The sequence below is a fragment of the Streptacidiphilus anmyonensis genome (assembly GCF_000787855.1).
Classification (GTDB): domain Bacteria; phylum Actinomycetota; class Actinomycetes; order Streptomycetales; family Streptomycetaceae; genus Streptacidiphilus; species Streptacidiphilus anmyonensis.
Genome location: NZ_BBPQ01000058.1, coordinates 34,675 through 51,356, shown reverse-complemented (window position 1 = coordinate 51,356; position 16,682 = coordinate 34,675). Strand labels below are relative to the sequence as shown.

16 protein-coding genes and 2 pseudogenes are annotated in these 16,682 nt (G+C 69.4%); 11 read left to right on the top strand and 7 right to left on the bottom strand.

The genetic code is table 11. The features are described from left to right. Nucleotides 1-172: 172 nt before the first annotated feature. The 3 genes and pseudogenes from TR50_RS46050 to TR50_RS32595 form a co-directional block, all read left to right on the top strand. Nucleotides 173-364: pseudogene (locus TR50_RS46050) on the top strand (IS110 family transposase); the annotation flags it as partial. A gap of 625 nt (nucleotides 365-989) precedes the next feature. Then, the gene (locus TR50_RS44815) at nucleotides 990-1,271 is read left to right on the top strand and encodes a hypothetical protein (RefSeq protein WP_052441617.1); all 282 of its coding nucleotides are present in this window, start codon (nucleotides 990-992) and stop codon (nucleotides 1,269-1,271) included. A 918-nt stretch (nucleotides 1,272-2,189) separates the two neighbouring features. Then, nucleotides 2,190-3,146 (top strand): cytochrome c oxidase assembly protein, encoded by a 957-nt coding sequence (locus TR50_RS32595; protein ID WP_160311225.1) that lies wholly within the window; start codon nucleotides 2,190-2,192, stop codon nucleotides 3,144-3,146. 41 nt (nucleotides 3,147-3,187) lie between these two features. Here the strand turns inward: TR50_RS32595 and TR50_RS32590 are convergent, their stop codons facing one another. Next, a complete protein-coding gene (locus TR50_RS32590) occupies nucleotides 3,188-3,628 on the bottom strand; it encodes a hypothetical protein (RefSeq protein WP_042430669.1) in 441 nt (146 codons plus the stop codon). Between the two features lie 270 nt (nucleotides 3,629-3,898). Here TR50_RS32590 and TR50_RS32585 point away from each other — a divergent pair, with 270 nt between their 5' ends. Together TR50_RS32585 and TR50_RS49885 are read left to right on the top strand one after the other, a co-directional pair. Beyond that, nucleotides 3,899-5,305, top strand: coding sequence for an APC family permease (locus tag TR50_RS32585; protein ID WP_236654684.1), 1,407 nt, complete (start codon nucleotides 3,899-3,901; stop codon nucleotides 5,303-5,305). A 78-nt stretch (nucleotides 5,306-5,383) separates the two neighbouring features. Then, nucleotides 5,384-5,513, top strand: a pseudogene (locus TR50_RS49885) (FAD-dependent monooxygenase); the annotation flags it as partial. Between the two features lie 116 nt (nucleotides 5,514-5,629). Here TR50_RS49885 and TR50_RS32580 read toward each other — a convergent pair. Continuing rightward, a complete protein-coding gene (locus tag TR50_RS32580; protein ID WP_042430666.1) occupies nucleotides 5,630-5,989 on the bottom strand; it encodes a nuclear transport factor 2-like protein in 360 nt (119 codons plus the stop codon). A 266-nt stretch (nucleotides 5,990-6,255) separates the two neighbouring features. Then, nucleotides 6,256-8,073 carry a chloride channel protein gene (locus tag TR50_RS32575; RefSeq protein ID WP_042430663.1) on the bottom strand — a complete coding sequence of 606 codons (1,818 nt, stop codon included), beginning with the start codon at nucleotides 8,071-8,073 and terminating at the stop codon, nucleotides 6,256-6,258. A gap of 103 nt (nucleotides 8,074-8,176) precedes the next feature. Here TR50_RS32575 and TR50_RS32570 point away from each other — a divergent pair, with 103 nt between their 5' ends. Then, nucleotides 8,177-9,055, top strand: a complete 879-nt coding sequence (locus TR50_RS32570) for a universal stress protein (protein WP_042430659.1) — start codon at nucleotides 8,177-8,179, stop codon at nucleotides 9,053-9,055. Nucleotides 9,056-9,122: 67 nt separating this feature from the next. After that, on the top strand, nucleotides 9,123-9,638 hold the full coding sequence (locus TR50_RS32565; protein WP_042430655.1) for a MarR family winged helix-turn-helix transcriptional regulator: 516 nt from the start codon (nucleotides 9,123-9,125) through the stop codon (nucleotides 9,636-9,638). Between the two features lie 25 nt (nucleotides 9,639-9,663). On the opposite strand, the gene TR50_RS32560 is transcribed toward TR50_RS32565, so the two are convergent. The 4 genes from TR50_RS32560 to TR50_RS43145 form a co-directional block, all read right to left on the bottom strand. Beyond that, nucleotides 9,664-10,932 (bottom strand): polysaccharide deacetylase family protein, encoded by a 1,269-nt coding sequence (locus TR50_RS32560; RefSeq protein WP_042430652.1) that lies wholly within the window; start codon nucleotides 10,930-10,932, stop codon nucleotides 9,664-9,666. Nucleotides 10,933-11,328: 396 nt separating this feature from the next. After that, nucleotides 11,329-11,775: a nitroreductase family deazaflavin-dependent oxidoreductase gene (locus tag TR50_RS32555; protein WP_236654683.1), complete on the bottom strand. Its 447-nt coding sequence runs from the start codon at nucleotides 11,773-11,775 to the stop codon at nucleotides 11,329-11,331. A gap of 147 nt (nucleotides 11,776-11,922) precedes the next feature. Then, nucleotides 11,923-12,924 (bottom strand): YncE family protein, encoded by a 1,002-nt coding sequence (locus tag TR50_RS32550; RefSeq protein WP_236654682.1) that lies wholly within the window; start codon nucleotides 12,922-12,924, stop codon nucleotides 11,923-11,925. A gap of 393 nt (nucleotides 12,925-13,317) precedes the next feature. Beyond that, nucleotides 13,318-13,845: a pyridoxamine 5'-phosphate oxidase family protein gene (locus tag TR50_RS43145; RefSeq protein WP_152648766.1), complete on the bottom strand. Its 528-nt coding sequence runs from the start codon at nucleotides 13,843-13,845 to the stop codon at nucleotides 13,318-13,320. Nucleotides 13,846-14,061: 216 nt separating this feature from the next. On the opposite strand from TR50_RS43145, the gene TR50_RS32540 reads away from it, so the two are divergent. The 4 genes from TR50_RS32540 to TR50_RS32525 all read left to right on the top strand — a co-directional run bounded on the left by TR50_RS32540 (nucleotide 14,062) and on the right by TR50_RS32525 (nucleotide 16,671). After that, nucleotides 14,062-14,730: a hypothetical protein gene (locus TR50_RS32540; protein ID WP_042430646.1), complete on the top strand. Its 669-nt coding sequence runs from the start codon at nucleotides 14,062-14,064 to the stop codon at nucleotides 14,728-14,730. Between the two features lie 128 nt (nucleotides 14,731-14,858). Then, nucleotides 14,859-15,716 (top strand): DsbA family protein, encoded by an 858-nt coding sequence (locus tag TR50_RS32535; protein WP_042430643.1) that lies wholly within the window; start codon nucleotides 14,859-14,861, stop codon nucleotides 15,714-15,716. Between the two features lie 11 nt (nucleotides 15,717-15,727). Beyond that, complete coding sequence (locus TR50_RS32530) at nucleotides 15,728-15,952, top strand: hypothetical protein (RefSeq protein ID WP_152648765.1); 225 nt, start codon at nucleotides 15,728-15,730, stop codon at nucleotides 15,950-15,952. A 32-nt stretch (nucleotides 15,953-15,984) separates the two neighbouring features. Then, nucleotides 15,985-16,671 (top strand): vitamin K epoxide reductase family protein, encoded by a 687-nt coding sequence (locus tag TR50_RS32525; RefSeq protein WP_084701341.1) that lies wholly within the window; start codon nucleotides 15,985-15,987, stop codon nucleotides 16,669-16,671. Nucleotides 16,672-16,682: the final 11 nt, after the last annotated feature.

Below are 16,682 nucleotides of genomic sequence, written 5' to 3'. Positions count from 1 at the left end.
AGCCAGAACTACACGTCCGTTGACAACCGACAAGCGCTGAGCCGGGAGTCGCGAGCAATCCCCATTCCCCAGCCGGGCGCGATGCGGTCATCAGATCGCCGACAGATCCCACGCAGGCCGACGAACCGAACAACCGGCACCCAAGCCCCCTGCGGGGTTGGGGACTGCCCTCAAGCAGCTCAAACGCGCTTTCTTCCTTTCCGCGTTCGCGTCGCTCGCCGATCCCGTCTCCCGGGCCTACTACGACAAGAAGATCGCCCAGGGAAAGCACCACACCCAGGCCCTGCTCTGCCTCGCCCGCCGCCGGGCCGACGTCCTGTTCGCCATGCTCCGCGACGGCACCTTCTACCAGCCCCAACCCTCCGCTCAGGCTGAGCCATCCGCCGGATCGACCCCGGCCGGCGGCTCCCCACACACCGGGCAGTCGTACTCGTCGACAGACTCCACGGGGACCGGGTGACCACAAAAGTCACACGGCCTCATGCCCGCACCCGTCTCAACCTGATCAACACCCACGCCCGTCAGAGTGCCAGACCACCTCCCCCCGACGACCCACGCCTTGACCAAACCCATAGGGGCACCCCCCGGCCGCTGCCCTGGTCCGACATGCTGGGCCTGGAAACCGACCAGCTAACCCGGCCCGTCCCACCGTCCGCTGCGACGAGCCGGCGAAGACCTGACCGAGGGCCCCTGTCAGGGGCAAACGCACCATCTTGCATAATGCAAAGATGAATGGCTTCCGTACCCTCCCTCAGACCGTGCGGACCGTCGCAGCTGCCGCGTGCGTCCTGGCAGTGGCAGCGGGCTGCTCAACCGCCACATCGCCACGGCCTGGCACGGCGACCGCGTCATCGGGGGCAAGCACTCCGAGGAGTGCCCCGTCGGCCAGCTCCGGCGCAGGCTACGCAACCACCACGGGGCCCACCACACGCCTCACCATCACGGACGCAGCGGCCCGCCTCAGCGCCTCAGGCAATGGCGAGCTGACCATGGTGGTGCGCAACGACAGCAGCGTCCCGGAACACCTGGCCATGGTGTCGGCTCCGGGCGGGGCAAGGGCTACCCTCGTCGGCGTCGGCGACGACAACGGCTCGCTCTCCCCCGACGGAATCCTCCTCAACCCCGGCGCTACGACACGCTTCGACAGCGGCGGTCCGCGAATCGAGTTGCACGACATCGTCGTCAGCTCTGGGGCGAAGTCCCTGCCCTTGCTTCTGGAGTTCGGCGTGGCAGGCCTGGTGCACCTCCGAGCCGTTGTGGTCCGGGGCTGAGGATGACTTCGCCCACTCCTGATTCCCAGAGACGAACGGAGGGTCTGACCGGTGGGCGAAGTGCGCGCGCGTCCGGCTCGACAGCTCCTGGGGCGGAGGGGCTCACCGACGCTGACGGTGGCCGGGGCGGAGCACCGGGCCATGGCCCGGCCCGCTGGCTGGTGAGTGGGCCTTTGCCGCCGACAGTGCGAGCCCGACGAAGATCGCAAGCGCTGCCAGCCCCGCGAGCACGGAGAGCCATTCCGCCGAGGGTCGGGGTGGGTCAGCGGGTCCCTGTCGACCGTCCGACAGGCCGGCTGGACTGTTAGGCGCAGGCCGCGAGGCGTGCGAGGTGTTCGTGTCAGTAGGCATGGGAGGGCCTGGGGCTTTCGGTACGTGGCGTGTGGAGAAGGGGCGTGAAGGATCGCCCGGAGGTCGAGCCGACCGTCGAAGCTGCCGGCAACACGAAGACGTCGGTGCCTGCCGTAACTGCACAGGAAGGCAAGTCCCTTGGCGGTCCAACCGCGAGCGGCTGCCCCAACAGCGACCGGTCATCGAGCCGTCGGGCGCCCTGGCGGGCACACGTGCGCCGCACAGGCATCCCGGGGGCCGGTGAAGCACCACTGGGAACGCCACGGAAACCGGCCGCCCTTGCCGTATGCGGGAAGGATGTTGCCTTCCGCAACAGCACGCTGTGCGGTGTCGGGGTGAGCCGCGGATCATGCATTGCATTATGCAATATTTGCACCATAATAGGAAGGGGTTCGCGAGCGACATCGGCCATGACCTCCCTGGAGCAGGCCTCATGGCGCCCCTTCCGGCTGGCGCCCTTCTCCCCCGCGCGGCTCGCGCGACCCGCCGATACCCGAACTCCCGGACTCCGGAGTGATGATGCGCCTTCTCGCCTACAGCGGACCGCCAGCCTGGGACCTGTCGCGCATGGCCACCGACTGGCAGGTCGAGCCGGCCGTCCTCGCCATCAGCACGGCGGCTGCGGCGTGGTACCTGATCTCCGCGTTCCGCCTTGCCCGGGGCGGTGGTACATGGAGCCCGGCGCGCATGCTCGCGTTCTTCGGCGGGCTGGGGCTCTGGATCACCGTGTGCTGCTCCGGGCTCGGTGTCTACGAACGGGTGCTGTTCACCGACCGGGCCGTGCAGGCAGTGCTCCTGCTCATGTTGGTACCGCTCCTGCTTGCGCTCGGTGCGCCGGTCAGCTTGATGGTGCGCAGCGCGTCGCCCTGGACAGCGAGCCGACTGGAGGCCGCCCTGTCAGGGCGCCTGTCCAGGATCCTGATGTTTCCTCTGGTCTCGACGGTGCTGCTGATCGCGCCTCCGTGGCTGTTCTACTTCACACCGTGGTACGCGCTCTCCCTCACCACCGCCGTCTGGAACGCCGCGTTCCACGTCGGGTTCGTCGGGTTCGGCCTTGCCTACTTCTGGCCTCGGCTCCAGGTCGATCCGGTGCCGCGCCGCTACCACCCGCTCATCGGGGTCGTGATCACCGTGGCCGAAGTGATCTTCGATGCGGCCTTGGGCTGCGTCCTGGTATTCGGCGGTCATGTCCTGCTCCCCCACTACTGGAGCTCGCTCCACCGACCCTGGGGTTGGACCCCTGCCGTGGACCAGAAGTGGGGTGGGGCCGTGCTGTGGGGGCTCGGCGACATCGCCGGGGTCCCGTTCATGGCCGCTCTGATCGTCCGCGTCCTGAAAGAGGAGAAGGACCGCACCAGGGAGGTGGATGAAGAACTCGACCGCCAGGAGCAGCAACGTGGTTCGGCTCCAGCCGGGACGTCACAGGGGTCGGGGACAGAGTCCGCGGAGGAGGATCCCCGGCCCTGGTGGGAGACAGACGCCCGCCTGGCGCACCGATACGCAGGCACTCCGCCTGAGAGCTGAAGGACCGCCAGCAGTCCGATGGCCGAGCTGAGCCAAACCGGTCAGGCGTCGACGGAGGCTCGGACCAACAAGTCGGCCACCCACCGGTCCATTCCGTACCGGGCCGCGATCCATGCCGCGTCTCTGCCCAGGACCGCGCACACCCAGGCCGAATACAACAGGTCCAGGTGCAGTCGCTCGGGATCGGCCAGGAGGGCAGGGCGCAGTCGGTCCATGGGGAAGCCTTCGAGCATCGCTGCGGGCACCTGGACTGCCTGGGCCGCGTCACCGCATGGGCCGCCGTCGACCACGCGGCGAAGCCTGACGATACCGAAGGCCATGATCGCCACAGACAGGGTGGCACCCACCAGAGCACCCGCCATGATCAGCCGATCCCGCCCGGACACGATCACCAGTGTCGCGAGCTCGGCCAAGGCGATCAGCACGACGACGACGCCGGCGCGCCGAAGGGTGCGCTCCGGACGGCTGATCCACCGTGCCATCACCAGCCTCCTCAGCGACCTCCGGCCTGCGGTGCTTCCGAGTTTCAGCCTATCGGTGTCCGGCGACGACCGCCCGCCCCACACGGCCAGGGCTCCGCGAACGAACGGGGCGGCAGGGCATCGGCCACGTGCGTCCCCAAGTCCAATTTTGACGAGTTCTTGACGCTCGACTAGCGATTTCTTAGCTAGGCTCTCGCCCTGGTGTGCCGGGAAGTCTGGTCGGCGATGCAGTGTCCCATGCGTCCCTGCCAGCGAAGGCGTCTCACTCCCGTGACCCCGTCCCACCACGTTTCCGAGCCCGCGACGAAGCCCGCGCGGTGGCGGGCCGTCCTGCACGCACGCCCCGTCCTGCTGTTCGCGTTCGCGTTCGCGGTGATGGCCGACCCGGTCTCCTCCGTCGCGTACGCGATCGAGGCCGCCTTGCGCGCTCTGCACGGGGACCTGGATCTGCTGATGCCGACCATGGGCCTGGTCGTCGGCCTGATCGCGCTGGTCATCGTCAACTACCACCAGCTGGTCGCACGCTACCCACAGGGCGGCGGGGCCGCCGCGGCGGCCGGGGAAGCGTTCGGCGAGGCGGCCGCGTTCGTGCCGATCGGCGCGCTGATCGTCGACTTCGTGTTGACCATCGCGATCTCCTCCGCCGCGGGAGCGTCCGCGATCATCGCCTACGCACCGGCGGCAGCACCGTGGCGCATCCCGCTCGCGCTCGCACTCACCACGTTGGTGGCGGGGCTGACCTGGTTCGGCCACCTGGGGCGCGCAGTCTTCGCGTTGATGACGCTCGCCTTCATCGGCGTCACCGTCGCGGTGCTCTTCGGCGGGCTGACCGCTCCGGTTCATCCGAGCGGCACGATCACCCACAGCGCCGGCCACTGGGCCCCGCTCGCCGTCGCGGTCGCCTTCCCCGTCGCCATGGCCCTGGCCACCGGCGTCGAAGCCCCCTCCTCCGCCATCGCGCAGCTCGGGCAGCTCGACGACGCCGGGCGCCGACGCTTCGGGCGCGTCACCCTGTGGCTCACCCTGATCCTGGTCGGCGGCATCACTCTCAGCCTGACCGCCGAGGCTGTGCACCTGCGCATCGGGATTCCCGCCCCGGACAGCACACAGATCGCCGACCTCGCCCACGCGGCCGCATCGGGACCGCTCTACGCCCTCTTCCAACTGCTCACGGCGCTGCTGCTGCTCTCCGCCGCGTCATCTTCCTTCGCCGCCGGGCCCGGCCTGCTGAAGGCTCTTGCCCGCCACCAGCGAGCCGCCGGCGGCGAGGCCGGCATCCTCCCGACAGTGTGGGGCCGCACCAACAAGCACCACACCCCCTACTGGGGCGTCGCGCTCTTCCTTGCCGTCTCCGGCCTGGTCATCGTCGCCGCCGGCGGCGACGACCAGCGCCTGGTGCTCTTCTACGCCGTCTCCGTCTTCATGGCCTTCCTCGCCGGACTCGTTGCCATGGCCCGCTTCTCCCTGCGCGAGCGGGCCTTCGGCCACGCCGCGGTGAACCTGTTCGGCGCTCTCGCCGTTGCCTTCGTCCTGGTGGTCAACCTCTCGCGCGGCGAACCCATCGCCTCTCTCGCCGCTGCCGTCCTCATCGCAGGCGTGCTGTATCGGATGTGGGTCAAGGCGGGACGACCACGAGGCATCCGTGAGGTCGCCGCTGAGGCCGAGGCTCCGAAGTGAGCTGTTATGCAGTGCTGCCTGCTCAACGGCGCGAGACCACGGTCGGGGTGGCCGCGGCCGCAAGGGACACGTCCGTACCACCGGCGCGGCCACTTCCTGCTCGCAAGTGACGCCACCCACATCCACTCACCTCGGCGGGCAGGGCTTGAGCAACGGCATCGGCGACGCCGTCAACCTCGGCTGGAAGCTCGCGGCGACGGTGCGCGGGACGGGCCGGACGACCGCGGCTCAGCCCGCCCTGGACGCGTCCGATGAGGCCGCCGCCCGATAGTTCGGCAACCGCGGGCAAGGGGTCGATCGCGACCGCCAGGCAGCCGACGGCGATCAGACCGTGCGATAAGCAGCGACGAGGGCCTCGTAACGGTCGTCGTACACCTGCAGCAGGGTGACGCGGCCGTTGACGAGACGGAAGAGGTGGTACCGGACTGCCGACCCGCCGGGTTCCCACGCGAGGCCAAGGACCACGGCGTCCGGGTAGGTGAAGGTCTCCCCGACCGTCGTTCGAGCGCCTCGGGCGCGCAGTTGCCGGTACCACTCGATGACCGTGGGGCGGGCGGTCAGCACCGGTAGATCTGTCGGGCCGGGTGACCAGAGCACTTCGGTGGGAAGCAGGTCGAACAGCGCGAGCATGTCCTCGCCGAAGAGGGCCTCACGCAGCGCGGCGGTGACCTGAGTGGGCGTCATGAGCACTGTCATTCGAGTCCTTTCGTAGCGGAACGGTCGTGCCCAGGCACGCCTCCTGTCAGGGGTTGCCGAGCGGGAGGCGGGGAGCACGCGCTCTCCCCGCCCCCCGCTCGCAGGGACGTGCTGACAGACCCGTTGACTCACTGGGCCGACACACCCCGCCCCGCCTGCTCCGTACGCTCCCCCAGCGACCGGGAGCGGTCTGTGCCGGGGCCGGCTGCCCTCCGGCCGCCGCGGGTGCACGGCCGGAAAGCAGGCTGTCCGGGTCAGCGGTCGGTGGTGTGGACGGGCGCGACCAGGTGGAGGCCGACCGGGTGTTCGCCCGCCGAGCTGTGGTGGAGCGCGTGGAGGATGGCGCTGTGGTCGATCCACCCCACCAGGTGGCCATCGCCCTCACGGTCCAGGACCGGCAGTCCGCTGGTGCCTGCGGTGCCGAGGAGGTCGCGCGCCGACGCGAGGGAGGCGTCCCGCAGCGCTGTGGGGTGGTCGGTGTCGGCGAACTTCGCCACGGGTGTGGCGGGGTCGGCTCCGTCGGCGAGGGCGCGCATGAGGTCGTGCGCGTGGACCGCGCCCCTGTAGGAGCCGTCCGGGCCGGTAAGCGGGACGATGCCATGTCGGTCGTGGGCGAGTGCCCGTGGCGCTTGGGCGAGCGGGGTGCTGTCCAAGAGCGAGTGCGCGGCTCCGGTCATGGCCTGGGCGACGGTGAGGGCGTCGGCGGGGTCGACGGGGGCGTCGAGGTCGATGCCGCGGCGCATCAGTTTGGCGGTGTAGATGTTCTCGTAGCTGAGCAGGCGGCTGACGCCGGTCGCGATCACGATCGCGGCCATGAGCGGCAGGATGATGCTGTACTCGCCGGTCAGTTCGAAGAGGATCACGACGGCCGTGATGGGTGCGCGGGCGGCACCGGCGAAGACGGCACCCATGCCGACGATCCCGTAAGCCCCCGCCGACCCGGCGATCGACGGCATGAGCTGGTGGGCGCCCTGACCGAAAGCGGAGCCGAGCATCGCGCCGACGAAGAGGCTGGGCGCGAAGACGCCGCCGGAGCCGCCGATGCCGATGGTCAGCGAGGTGGCGATCGTCTTGCCGACCAGCAGGGCGAGCAGGAACAGCAGCGCGTACCCGCCGGCCAGGGCGTGCTCCAGGACCGGGTAGCCGACGCCGTACATCTCCGGCAGCACCAGGAGCAGAAGGCCGAGCAGCAGACCGCCGACGGCGGGGCGGGCCCATTCAGGACCGCGCCAGACGGCGTCGCAGGCGTCCTCGATCCGATAGAGGACCTTGTTGAAGCCGACCCCGACCAGTCCCGCGAGCAGGCCCAGGAGGGCGAACAGGCCGTACTGGGCGAGGTGCTGGACGTGGAAGGCCGGCAGGGTGATGAAGGGGGTGTCGCCCAACATGGAGCGGCCGATGACGGAGGCGGTGACCGAGGACAGGACGACCATGCCGAAGGACTCGGCGGCGAAGTCGCGCAGGATCAGCTCCATCGCGAAGAACACCCCGGCCAGCGGGGCGTTGAAGGTTGCGGCGATGCCGCCGGCCGCGCCGCAGGCGACCAGCATCTTGATCCGGGACTCCGACAGCTTCGCTATCTGCCCCAGCGTGGACCCGAGCGCGGAGCCGATCTGCACGATCGGGCCCTCGCGGCCCACCGATCCGCCGCCGCCGATGCACAGCGCGGAGGCCAGCGCCTTCACTCCGGCGACCTGCGGGGCGATCCGTCCGCCGCGGCGGGCGACGGCGTACATGACCTCCGGGACGCCGTGGCCGCGCGCCTCGCGGGCGAAGCGCTGCACCAGAGGCCCGTAGAGCAGGCCAGCCACCACTGGCGCGAGGACGACGAAGTAGGGCCCGAGGAAAGGCACGTGCGGGTTGGCGGCGTGTCCGGCGGCGGAGTAGTCGCCATGGCCGGACAGCAACTGGGTGAACGTCTTGATCAGCCATCGGAAGACGACCGCGCCCAGACCGGCGCCCGCGCCGATGACGAGCGCGAGTACGGCCAGTCCCCCTTTGGAGGTGCGGAGGAAGGTCGTCGCCCGTTGGGTCACGGTCGCGGGCGGGGCTGCAGCGAGCTGGGCATTCATACTTTGCATTATGCAATGCTTGCACCATACTAAAAAAGAGGGTCCACTTACCGAGACACCCCCGCGCAGCAGTCGCTGTCAGCCGACACGAAAGGAGCGCGCGTTGTCCTCCAGGGCCACCTTCGCCGTCACCGTCGACATCGACCACCCCGCAAGGCCCAGTCGTGCCCTCGACTGGGCCGCACAGGAAGCCGTGCTGCGCTGCGCACCCTTGCACCTGGTCACAACCTGGACTTGCGCCTTCGACCAAGATGCCATGGGCCTGCCTGGGGACGTTCTCAAGAACGACGCCCGCCAACTTCTCGGGGAAGTCACCCTGCGCGTTCAAGCCAGGCATCCTGGCCTGCTGCTCACCTCCGAGCTGGTGGACACCGACCCTCGGAAGGCACTGGAAATCCAGTCGAGTGAGGCGCAGCTCCTCGTTGTCGGCGCACGTCAGCCCCAAGGCTCCGTGGGGAAACCCAGTGGATCAGCGACCCTGTACTCAGCCTCTGCGGTGCGGTGCGCCGTCGTGGTGGTCCCCGAGGGCGGCTCCGATCACACGCCCACCCGCCTGGACGGGCCGATCATCTTGGGAATCGACGGACATGATCCGGACGAGTCAGCCCTGACCTTCGCATTCGAGGCCGCCGTACGGGAGGGCGCTCCGTTGCGCGTGATTCATACATGGCAACCCGGTGCGATGCACGGCCCCGACCGCGGTCGACCTCCCGCCGACGAGATGCACCTGCGGGTCGAGCAGGAGATGCGCCTGTACCGGCTACTCGCGCCCTGGCAGGCGCGGCATCCCGAGGTGAAGCTGCATCCGGAGGCGCTGCACGCCGACCCTGCCCACTACCTGGCCAGACTGTCCCAGCGGGCGCGCCTGGTCGTGGTCGGCCGCCGCGGGCATCCCGCCCAAGCACTCAGCCGTCTCAGCTCGCTCGTCCCGGAAGTCGTCCAGCATGCCCGCTGCCCTGTCGCCGTCGTTCCGGCCTCTTGATCCGGTACCTGCCATAATTCGGGACGCCGGTGTCACCAGCCGTGCCCCGAGAGGGTAGAAAGGACCCATGTCCGACGATCGCCACCACGCTCGCACCAAGAAGGCTCCCGCTCCCACCGTCGAGGAGCAGGATCTGGTGACCGCTGTCCTGACCGCCTCACGCGTACTGGTGGCCATCTCCGCCCGGTCCCTCGGGTCGACCGCGGAGACCCTGACGCTGCCTCAGTTTCGGATGCTGGTACTACTGCACAGTCGCGGTGGCATGAACCTCTCCCGTCTGGCCGAGCAGCTCGCGGTCAACCCGTCCACGGCGATGCGGATGATCGACCGCCTGATCGCCGCTGGCATGGTGGTGCGTGAGACCAATGCGCAGGACCGGCGTGAGGTGAGCATCGCCCTCACCGACAAGGGCGCCGACACGGTCGTCGAAGCGACGGAGCGCCGTCGTGCCGACATCGCCGAGATCATCGACCGCATGCCCGCCGAGCACCGGGTCGGCCTTGTCCAGGCTCTGCGCGCCTTCGCCGATGCCAGTGGTGAGCCCGACCCCGGGCAGCGCCAGCTCGACGTGCTGGGCTGGTAGGCCCGAGAGGAGCGAACACCCCGGGTCACGCACGGGCAGGAGCCCTGCCGGCCTTGGGAGCGGTCGGCGCACCTCCGGTGTAGTCGCGCCAGTCCCCCGGGGACTGTCCAGGATCGAGCGTGCGAAGCCGGGCGAGCACGGAGGGATCCTGGACCTCGAGCCACTGGACCAGCTGCCGGAAGGACACCAGGCGCACGTCGGGCTTGGCGGCGATCTCGCGCAGTGCCCGCTCGACGGACTTCATGTAGATGCCGCCGTTCCACGACTCGAAGTGGTTGCCGATGAAGAACGGCGCCCGGTTGGTCGTGTAGGCACGGTGGAACCCGGCCATGTACGACAGGTACGACTCCTGCTGCCAGTAAGGGCGCTTGGACGGATCGCCGTTCGGCGTGCCGCCGGTCTGATTGGCGAGCATGTTGTAGTCCATCGAAAGCACCTGGAAGTGGTGCCCGGGGAAGGGGATGGACTGCAGCGGGAAGTCCCACAGCCCGAGCTTCTTGCCTGGCCACATCTGCAACCCGCCGGGTGAACTGGCGTCGTACTTCCAGCCCATCGCCGCGGCCGTCGGCAGCAGCTGCTTCTGGCCCAGCAGGCACGGGGTGCGGCCGCCGATCAGCCCCTTGCGGTAGTCGAACGGCAGCGGGTCCATGTCGTGGAAGCCGGTGTTGGTCTTCCACTTCTCGACGAAGCCGACCGCCTGCTCCAGCTCGCTGCGCCACTGCGCGGCCGTCCAGTTGCCGACGCCGGTGGTGGGGCTGCAGAAGTGGCCGTTGAAGTGGGTGCCGATCTCGTGTCCCTCCAGCCACGCCTGGCGGACCTGCTCGAGGGTCGCCTTGACGTGGTTGTCGGCGAGGTAGCCGATGTCGGACGCGCCGGGCTTGTGGCCGGGCGGCAGGTAGAGGTCCTTCTTGCCCTCGGGCAGCACGTAGATGCCCGACAGGAAGAACGACATCGTCGCCTTGACCTCCTGGGCGACCGAGCGGAAGTGCGAGAACAGCTGCTTGCTGTCCTCGCCCGCCCCGTCCCAGGAGAAGACCACGAACTGCGGCGGACGCTCGCCGGGTTCGAGCCGGCGCGGCACGGGTTGGTGCGGCTGGGGGCCGGTGTCGGCCATCGAGCCGTCCCCGATCAGACTGGCCGGCCGGACGGTGCTTCGGTCCTGAGATCCCGGGGTCGTACCACGGGGTGCAGCCTGACCACTCGGGGGTTTCTCGTCGCCGCAGCCGGAAACGACAGCCGCAGTCGCGGCTGCCGCGGCAGCGGTCACCACACCGCGGCGGGAATACTCGGACATGGTGCTCCTTGGTGCCGCATCGGCGACCAGGCATGGTGCACGAGCACAGCCCGGCCGACGCCCTGCGGATGCCCCGCCCGGCGCAATCTCATCATCGTGCAAGGTTTGCATGGTGCAAGGAAAGCGCCCGGGTGAATGCCAAGACAACGCCATCACCGCAGGTCGGCGCAGGCCGGACAGCGGATGGAAGGCGGTTCGGCGTGTCGCCGCGAGGCGGAACTCGCGGATTGCCCAGCTGCGTCTCCGGGGAGGCCCAGCCACCCTCGGGCGCGCAGCGCGGGGGGCCGCGCAACCGCCTTCGGGTGGACGGTCACGCGGCCCGGTCTGCGAACCGCCACCAGGGCACCGCCGAGCCAGGCCGTTCGCAGGAGCGGCGGCCCGCAGGCCACCGCAGTCTTACTCCAGGAACGCGCCGGTCGGCGTCAGCGCGACGAACGGAATGAAGTCATGGCCGACAGCGTAGAAGTCCTCCCCGTCGACACCGGCTTCCACGCCGCACACGCGCAGCAGTTGCCGCGCGGCCCGCGGATGGCGGGACGCGTAGAGCGCCATCGCACGACCTGACTCGTCCGGCGTGAACGGCCGGGCGAGCGCTTCGCTGCTGCGGCGCCCGACCCGCACATGGACACGGGCATCCTGGCAGATGTTCCGGTACCACTGTGACGCACGACCGAACCCGGATGCGACGAGGATCGCCCCGGTGTCCGGATCACGCCCCGCTACCTCCAGAACCGTCTGACGCGGTCGACCAGTGCTCCGGCCCGTGTGCGTGAGCAGGCAGAACCGAGATCCCAGCAGCCACCCCAGGTGCCACCGGTACAGCCGGACCGGGGCACGGAACATCGTGCGCCGCCACCCCGTGGGCCCCGCGGACGGACGGACCCTCCTGGCCATGCACCCCTCCGCACCTCGTGGATACGACAGTGCAATATTTGCAGGGTGCAATCCTGCTGTAAAGCCCTCGCGGCTCGCAGCGGACAAAGTCTCGGTTCAGCGGTAGTTGCCGGTGTGCCCGAGGCTGTAGCGGCCCGGCTGAGGGAAGAACGCGAGCCCGTGCGGGTTGGCGCCCACGGGGATGCGCGCCAGCAGATGTCCGGTTTCCGTCGAGAGCACGTACACCTCGTCGTCGTCCCGGCCTGAGAGCCACAGCTGGGTGCCGTCCGCGCTGACCCCGCCCATGTCGGGTGAACCGTGGGGGACCGGCCAGGTCGCGACGCTTCGACGCACGTTCGGGTCGACGACGCTCACGGATCCGGCGTCGCGGTTCGACACGTACAGCAGCCGCCCGTCGCGGCTCGGGTAGATGCCGTGGGCCCCCGCGGCCGTCGGGATGAAGCCGGTCCGATGGAACGTCGCGCCGTCGACAGTAATGAGTCCGCCGCCGTTCAGGGACGCGACGAAGAACGTGCGACCGTCCGGTCCGAGCCTCACGTCCTGCGGCATGGAGTAGGCGCCGAGGTCAAGGACGCCGAGCACGGCCAGCGTGCGGGTGTCGAGTTTGAGGAGCTGTCCGGAGAACTCGCAGGAGGCGACAAGGTAGCGGCCGTCGGCGGAGAAGTCGGCGTGGTTGACGCCGTCGCAGGGCACCGTGACCGAGCGCCTAAGTGCCATGGTGTGCGGGTCGCGGACGTCGATGCGGTTCAGCCGCTCGGCCATGACCAGAGCGGCCCGCCCGTCGGGGGTGAAGTAGAGGTTGTACGGCGCTTCGACACCGATCGGGGTTCCCGGGCGCGCGGTGCGGGGGTCGATCGGGATGAGCTGGTTGCTGCCGCTGGCGTCCACCCACAGCGTTCTCAGGTCCCATGAGGGGGTGACGTGCTGCGGCAGCACGCCCGCGGGGAAGTGACTGACCACCTTGAAGCTGCGCGGATCGATGACCGTGACGCTGTTGCGATCCGGGCTCGCGGAGAAGTGAGACCCGTGCGCCCCGGGCTCACCGCTGTTCGGCACGTACACCAGCTCCGGGTCGCCGGAGACGGCCTGGCTGAACATGCCAGCGCCCGTGGCGCCGTAGACCAGTCCGGAACTGCTCGTCGCATCGCGGCGTACAGCGTGAGCGCCGCCCAGGTCAGCGGCGCCCGTCGTCCGGCGCGTGGCCCCTCTCGGCGAGGCACCCGGCGCGCGTGCGCAGGCTCCGAGCGACAGGGCGAGCACCGCACACAGACCGCTTGCGGCAAGAATCGACCCGACCGTGGACCGAGGACGCGCCTGCATGAGTGTTGACCTCCTGTGAACTCCCCCTCACGGAAGCGAGGCTAGGGTCGCCGTCGGCCACCCGCCATGCGGCCACCACTTCGGAGTGAACCTCGTGCTCCGCGTGCAGGGGCCCTGCTCCATGCGGGCACCATCCCGAACCACCCCACCGAGTCGTCCGTGGCACCACGGTCAGGGATACCGCCGCTCACGCTCCTGGAGCCCGTGGAGGGGCGACCAGTGCGACGTGACCATACGTCCGCGGCCGAGGTCCCATTTGATCAGTACTGCCTCGGTCACGTTCAGCGTGTAGGCGTCCGCGGCCGTGCGGGGCTCATGAAACCACCATGCCTGATGGCAGGCTGCGCGGAGAAGGTCACCGACAGGCTCCGCAAGCCCGTATAGCTTCAGCTCGTCCTCGCCGGCGTCCGGCTGACTGATCGGGCTGTGAAGCACGCACCGGTGGTCCCGGCGGAGGTCACGCGCCTTCCCGGACCAGGCCATGACACCGAACACCAGCTCACCATGTGCGAACAGCGGCTCGACGGGGCTGATCCTTGGCGAGCCGTCGTGCCGGAGAGTGCCGAGCAGCGCCACACGGTCCCGGTCCAGCCCTGCGTGCCCTGCACGCGCGATGTCTGGTGCCTCCCGCTCAAGATCCAACCATGAAGCCATCCGAGCCCCTCCCGAGGAACCATCGAGCGTCTTCGCCTTACCCATGGACTGCAACTGTCCCCAGACGACCACGACGCTCCGCTGTCACGCGAGTCCCGAGTCCACATCAATTCCCCCAGGGCCGAACCCGGCGGCCCCATCCCTCGTGCGGGCCTCTTCGCGGAGCCACCACGGGCGAGCACATCGGGTTCGGCCCCCAGCACGGAGTTCGTCCTGCCCTCCCCTGTCCCGAGTCGGCGCCTGCCTGGCATACTCCGTTCGATGGACAGCCTCGGAATCCGACTTCTGCGCGCGGTGGTGTTCGCCGCGCTGTCGGTCCTGCTGTCCACCGGGGCGCGACTGGTGGTAACCGGCCAGCCGGTGCCGCTGGACGTCGTCGCCCTGGCCTTCAGCTTCAGCCTCGGGACGGCACTGATCCTCTTCGCAGCGGAACGCCGCTACTGGACGATCGTGGCCGTCATGGTCCCGCTCCAACTGGCCCTCAACGCGCTGCTGAACATCGGCCAGCAGAACTGTCCCCCGGGCGCCGGCACACCGGGCGGCCTTTCCAGGTGGAGCATGCTCGCCTGCGGTGGCGGCTCGATCCGACCGGGCCTGCTGGGACTCACCGAACAGGCACCCCGCGCACTGGTGTCCCTGACCGGCGGCGCGGCGCTGCTGCTCGTCGCGGTGCACCTTGTCCTGGCACTCGTGGCAGCCTGGTGGCTCCGCCGGGGTGAGGCCGCGCTGTTCACGCTTCTGAGCACCGTCGCCCTCGCTTCCTGGACCGGTGTGAGGGCCCTCCTGGCATGGCTGACGACGCCGGTCGCACTGCCGGAGGCACCGTCGTGGGCGCCACCAGCCGCACCGGACGGACTCCCCGGCCCGCAGGACGCGCAACTGTCCGCCGCTTCACGCCGCGGGCCGCCGGCAGTCGTCCGGGCTTGCTGAGCGGCGCCGTTTCCTCCTTCTGATCCCCTCTGGTCGTCCGGGGCCCCGTGCCCTGAGGCGTGCCTGCGCACGCTCGCCAGCCCGGTTCCTCACCTTCCTGCCCCTTTTTCGCGTCTGTGAGGACGGCCATGAGCAAGAACTCCACCCGAAGCAACACCAGCGCCACCGGTACCACCAACGGCTCCGGAAGGTCCGGCAAGCCCACGAAGCGCGAGGCCCGCGAGTCGGCGCGGGAACGGCTCGCCCAGCAGCGGGTCCGGGACAAGCAGATCCAGGCACGCCGCCGCAAGGCCATGATCGGGGCCGCCGTCGTCACCGTCGTCGCTCTCGCGGCCGGAATCGCCGTCGCGGCCACCAGTGGCGGCAAGAGCGCGGCGAGCGGCCCGCTGGTCATACCCGCAAAGACGACCGGCCCGAACGGCACGGTCATCGTCTACGGGAACGCGAACGCCAAGCACACCCTGGACGTGTGGGAGGACTTCCGCTGCCCGATCTGCGACAAGCTGGAGAAGGCCGACGGCCCGACCATCCAGCAGCTCGCCGACAACGGCACGTACAAGATCCAGTACCACATGGCGACGTTCCTGGACAGGAACCTCGGCGGCACCGGGTCGATGGACGCGCTCGAGGTGGCCGGTGCGGCTCTGAACGACGGTGGCGTGGCGAAGTTCAAGGCGTTCCACGACGTCCTGTACGCCAACCAGCCCGAGGAGACCACCGACGGCTTCGGCAACCTGAACACCCTGCTGGACCTGGCGAAGAAGGTTCCGGGCCTGGTCACCCCGACATTCACCAAGGACGTCCAGGACCGCGTCTACGCCCCCTGGGCGCAGAAGGTCACCGACGCGTTTAACTCCAGCGGCGTGACGGGCACCCCGACCCTCAAACTCGACGGAAAGGCGCTGACCGTCTTCGACAGCCAGGGCAACGCGATCACGCCCGCCCAGTACACCGCCTTCGTCCAGCAGACCGTCGCCGGAAAGTGAGCCACCGCCTCGTGAACGGCAGAGACCCCTCGACGAACACGGACGCGACCACTCAATTGCCGGAGACGGCAGGGACCGACGACGTCCCAGGCACCTCGCCGGACGGACCGTCGCACCAGCCCGCGTCATGGGCCGGGGCGAGCCGGGCCTACGCCTGGCTCCTGCTGATCGCCGGCGCCATCGCGCTGGGCGCCGCCGTCGAGCTCGCCCTGGACAAGACCATATCCGGCCAGTGAGGCACGCCCACATGAACGAGAGAGACTCTTCGATGAACACGGACAGTGCCCCGGATCTGCCGCTGGCGGCCGGAGCGGACGACGACCCAGACCCCTGGCCGGACGGACCGTCGCACCAGCCCGCGTCATGGGCCGGGCCGAGCCGGGCCTACGCCTGGCTGCTGGTGATCGCCGGCGCGATCGCGCTTGGCGCGGCTATCCAGCTCACCCTGGACAAGATCAAGGTCCTGGAGAACCCGCACTACGTCCCCGACTGCAACATCAACCCGATCATCAGCTGCGGCTCGGTGATGCGCAGTTGGCAGGCGTCAGCGTTCGGGTTCCCCAACCCGCTCATCGGTCTGGGCGCCTTCGCCGTCGTGGTGACCGTCGGCGTGGTCGCGCTGACCGGGGCGCGGTTCCCGCGCTGGTTCTGGCTCGGCCTGAACGCCGGGACGCTGTTCGGGGTCGGCATGATCTCCTGGCTGATCTTCCAGACGCTGTACCGGATCGGCGCGGTCTGCCCCTACTGCATGGTCGTGTGGGTCACCACGATCCTGCTCTTCTGGTACACCACCGTCCACAACCTGCGCAGCGGCGCCATCCCGCTCCCGGAACACGCGAGGAACCGGGTGGAGGCCGCAGCCGGGTGGTACTGGCTCGTGCCCTTCGCCTGCTACCTCACCATCGCGCTGATGGTCCTCAACCGCTTCTGGTACTACTGGAGCACCCTCCTCTGATCCACCGTCAT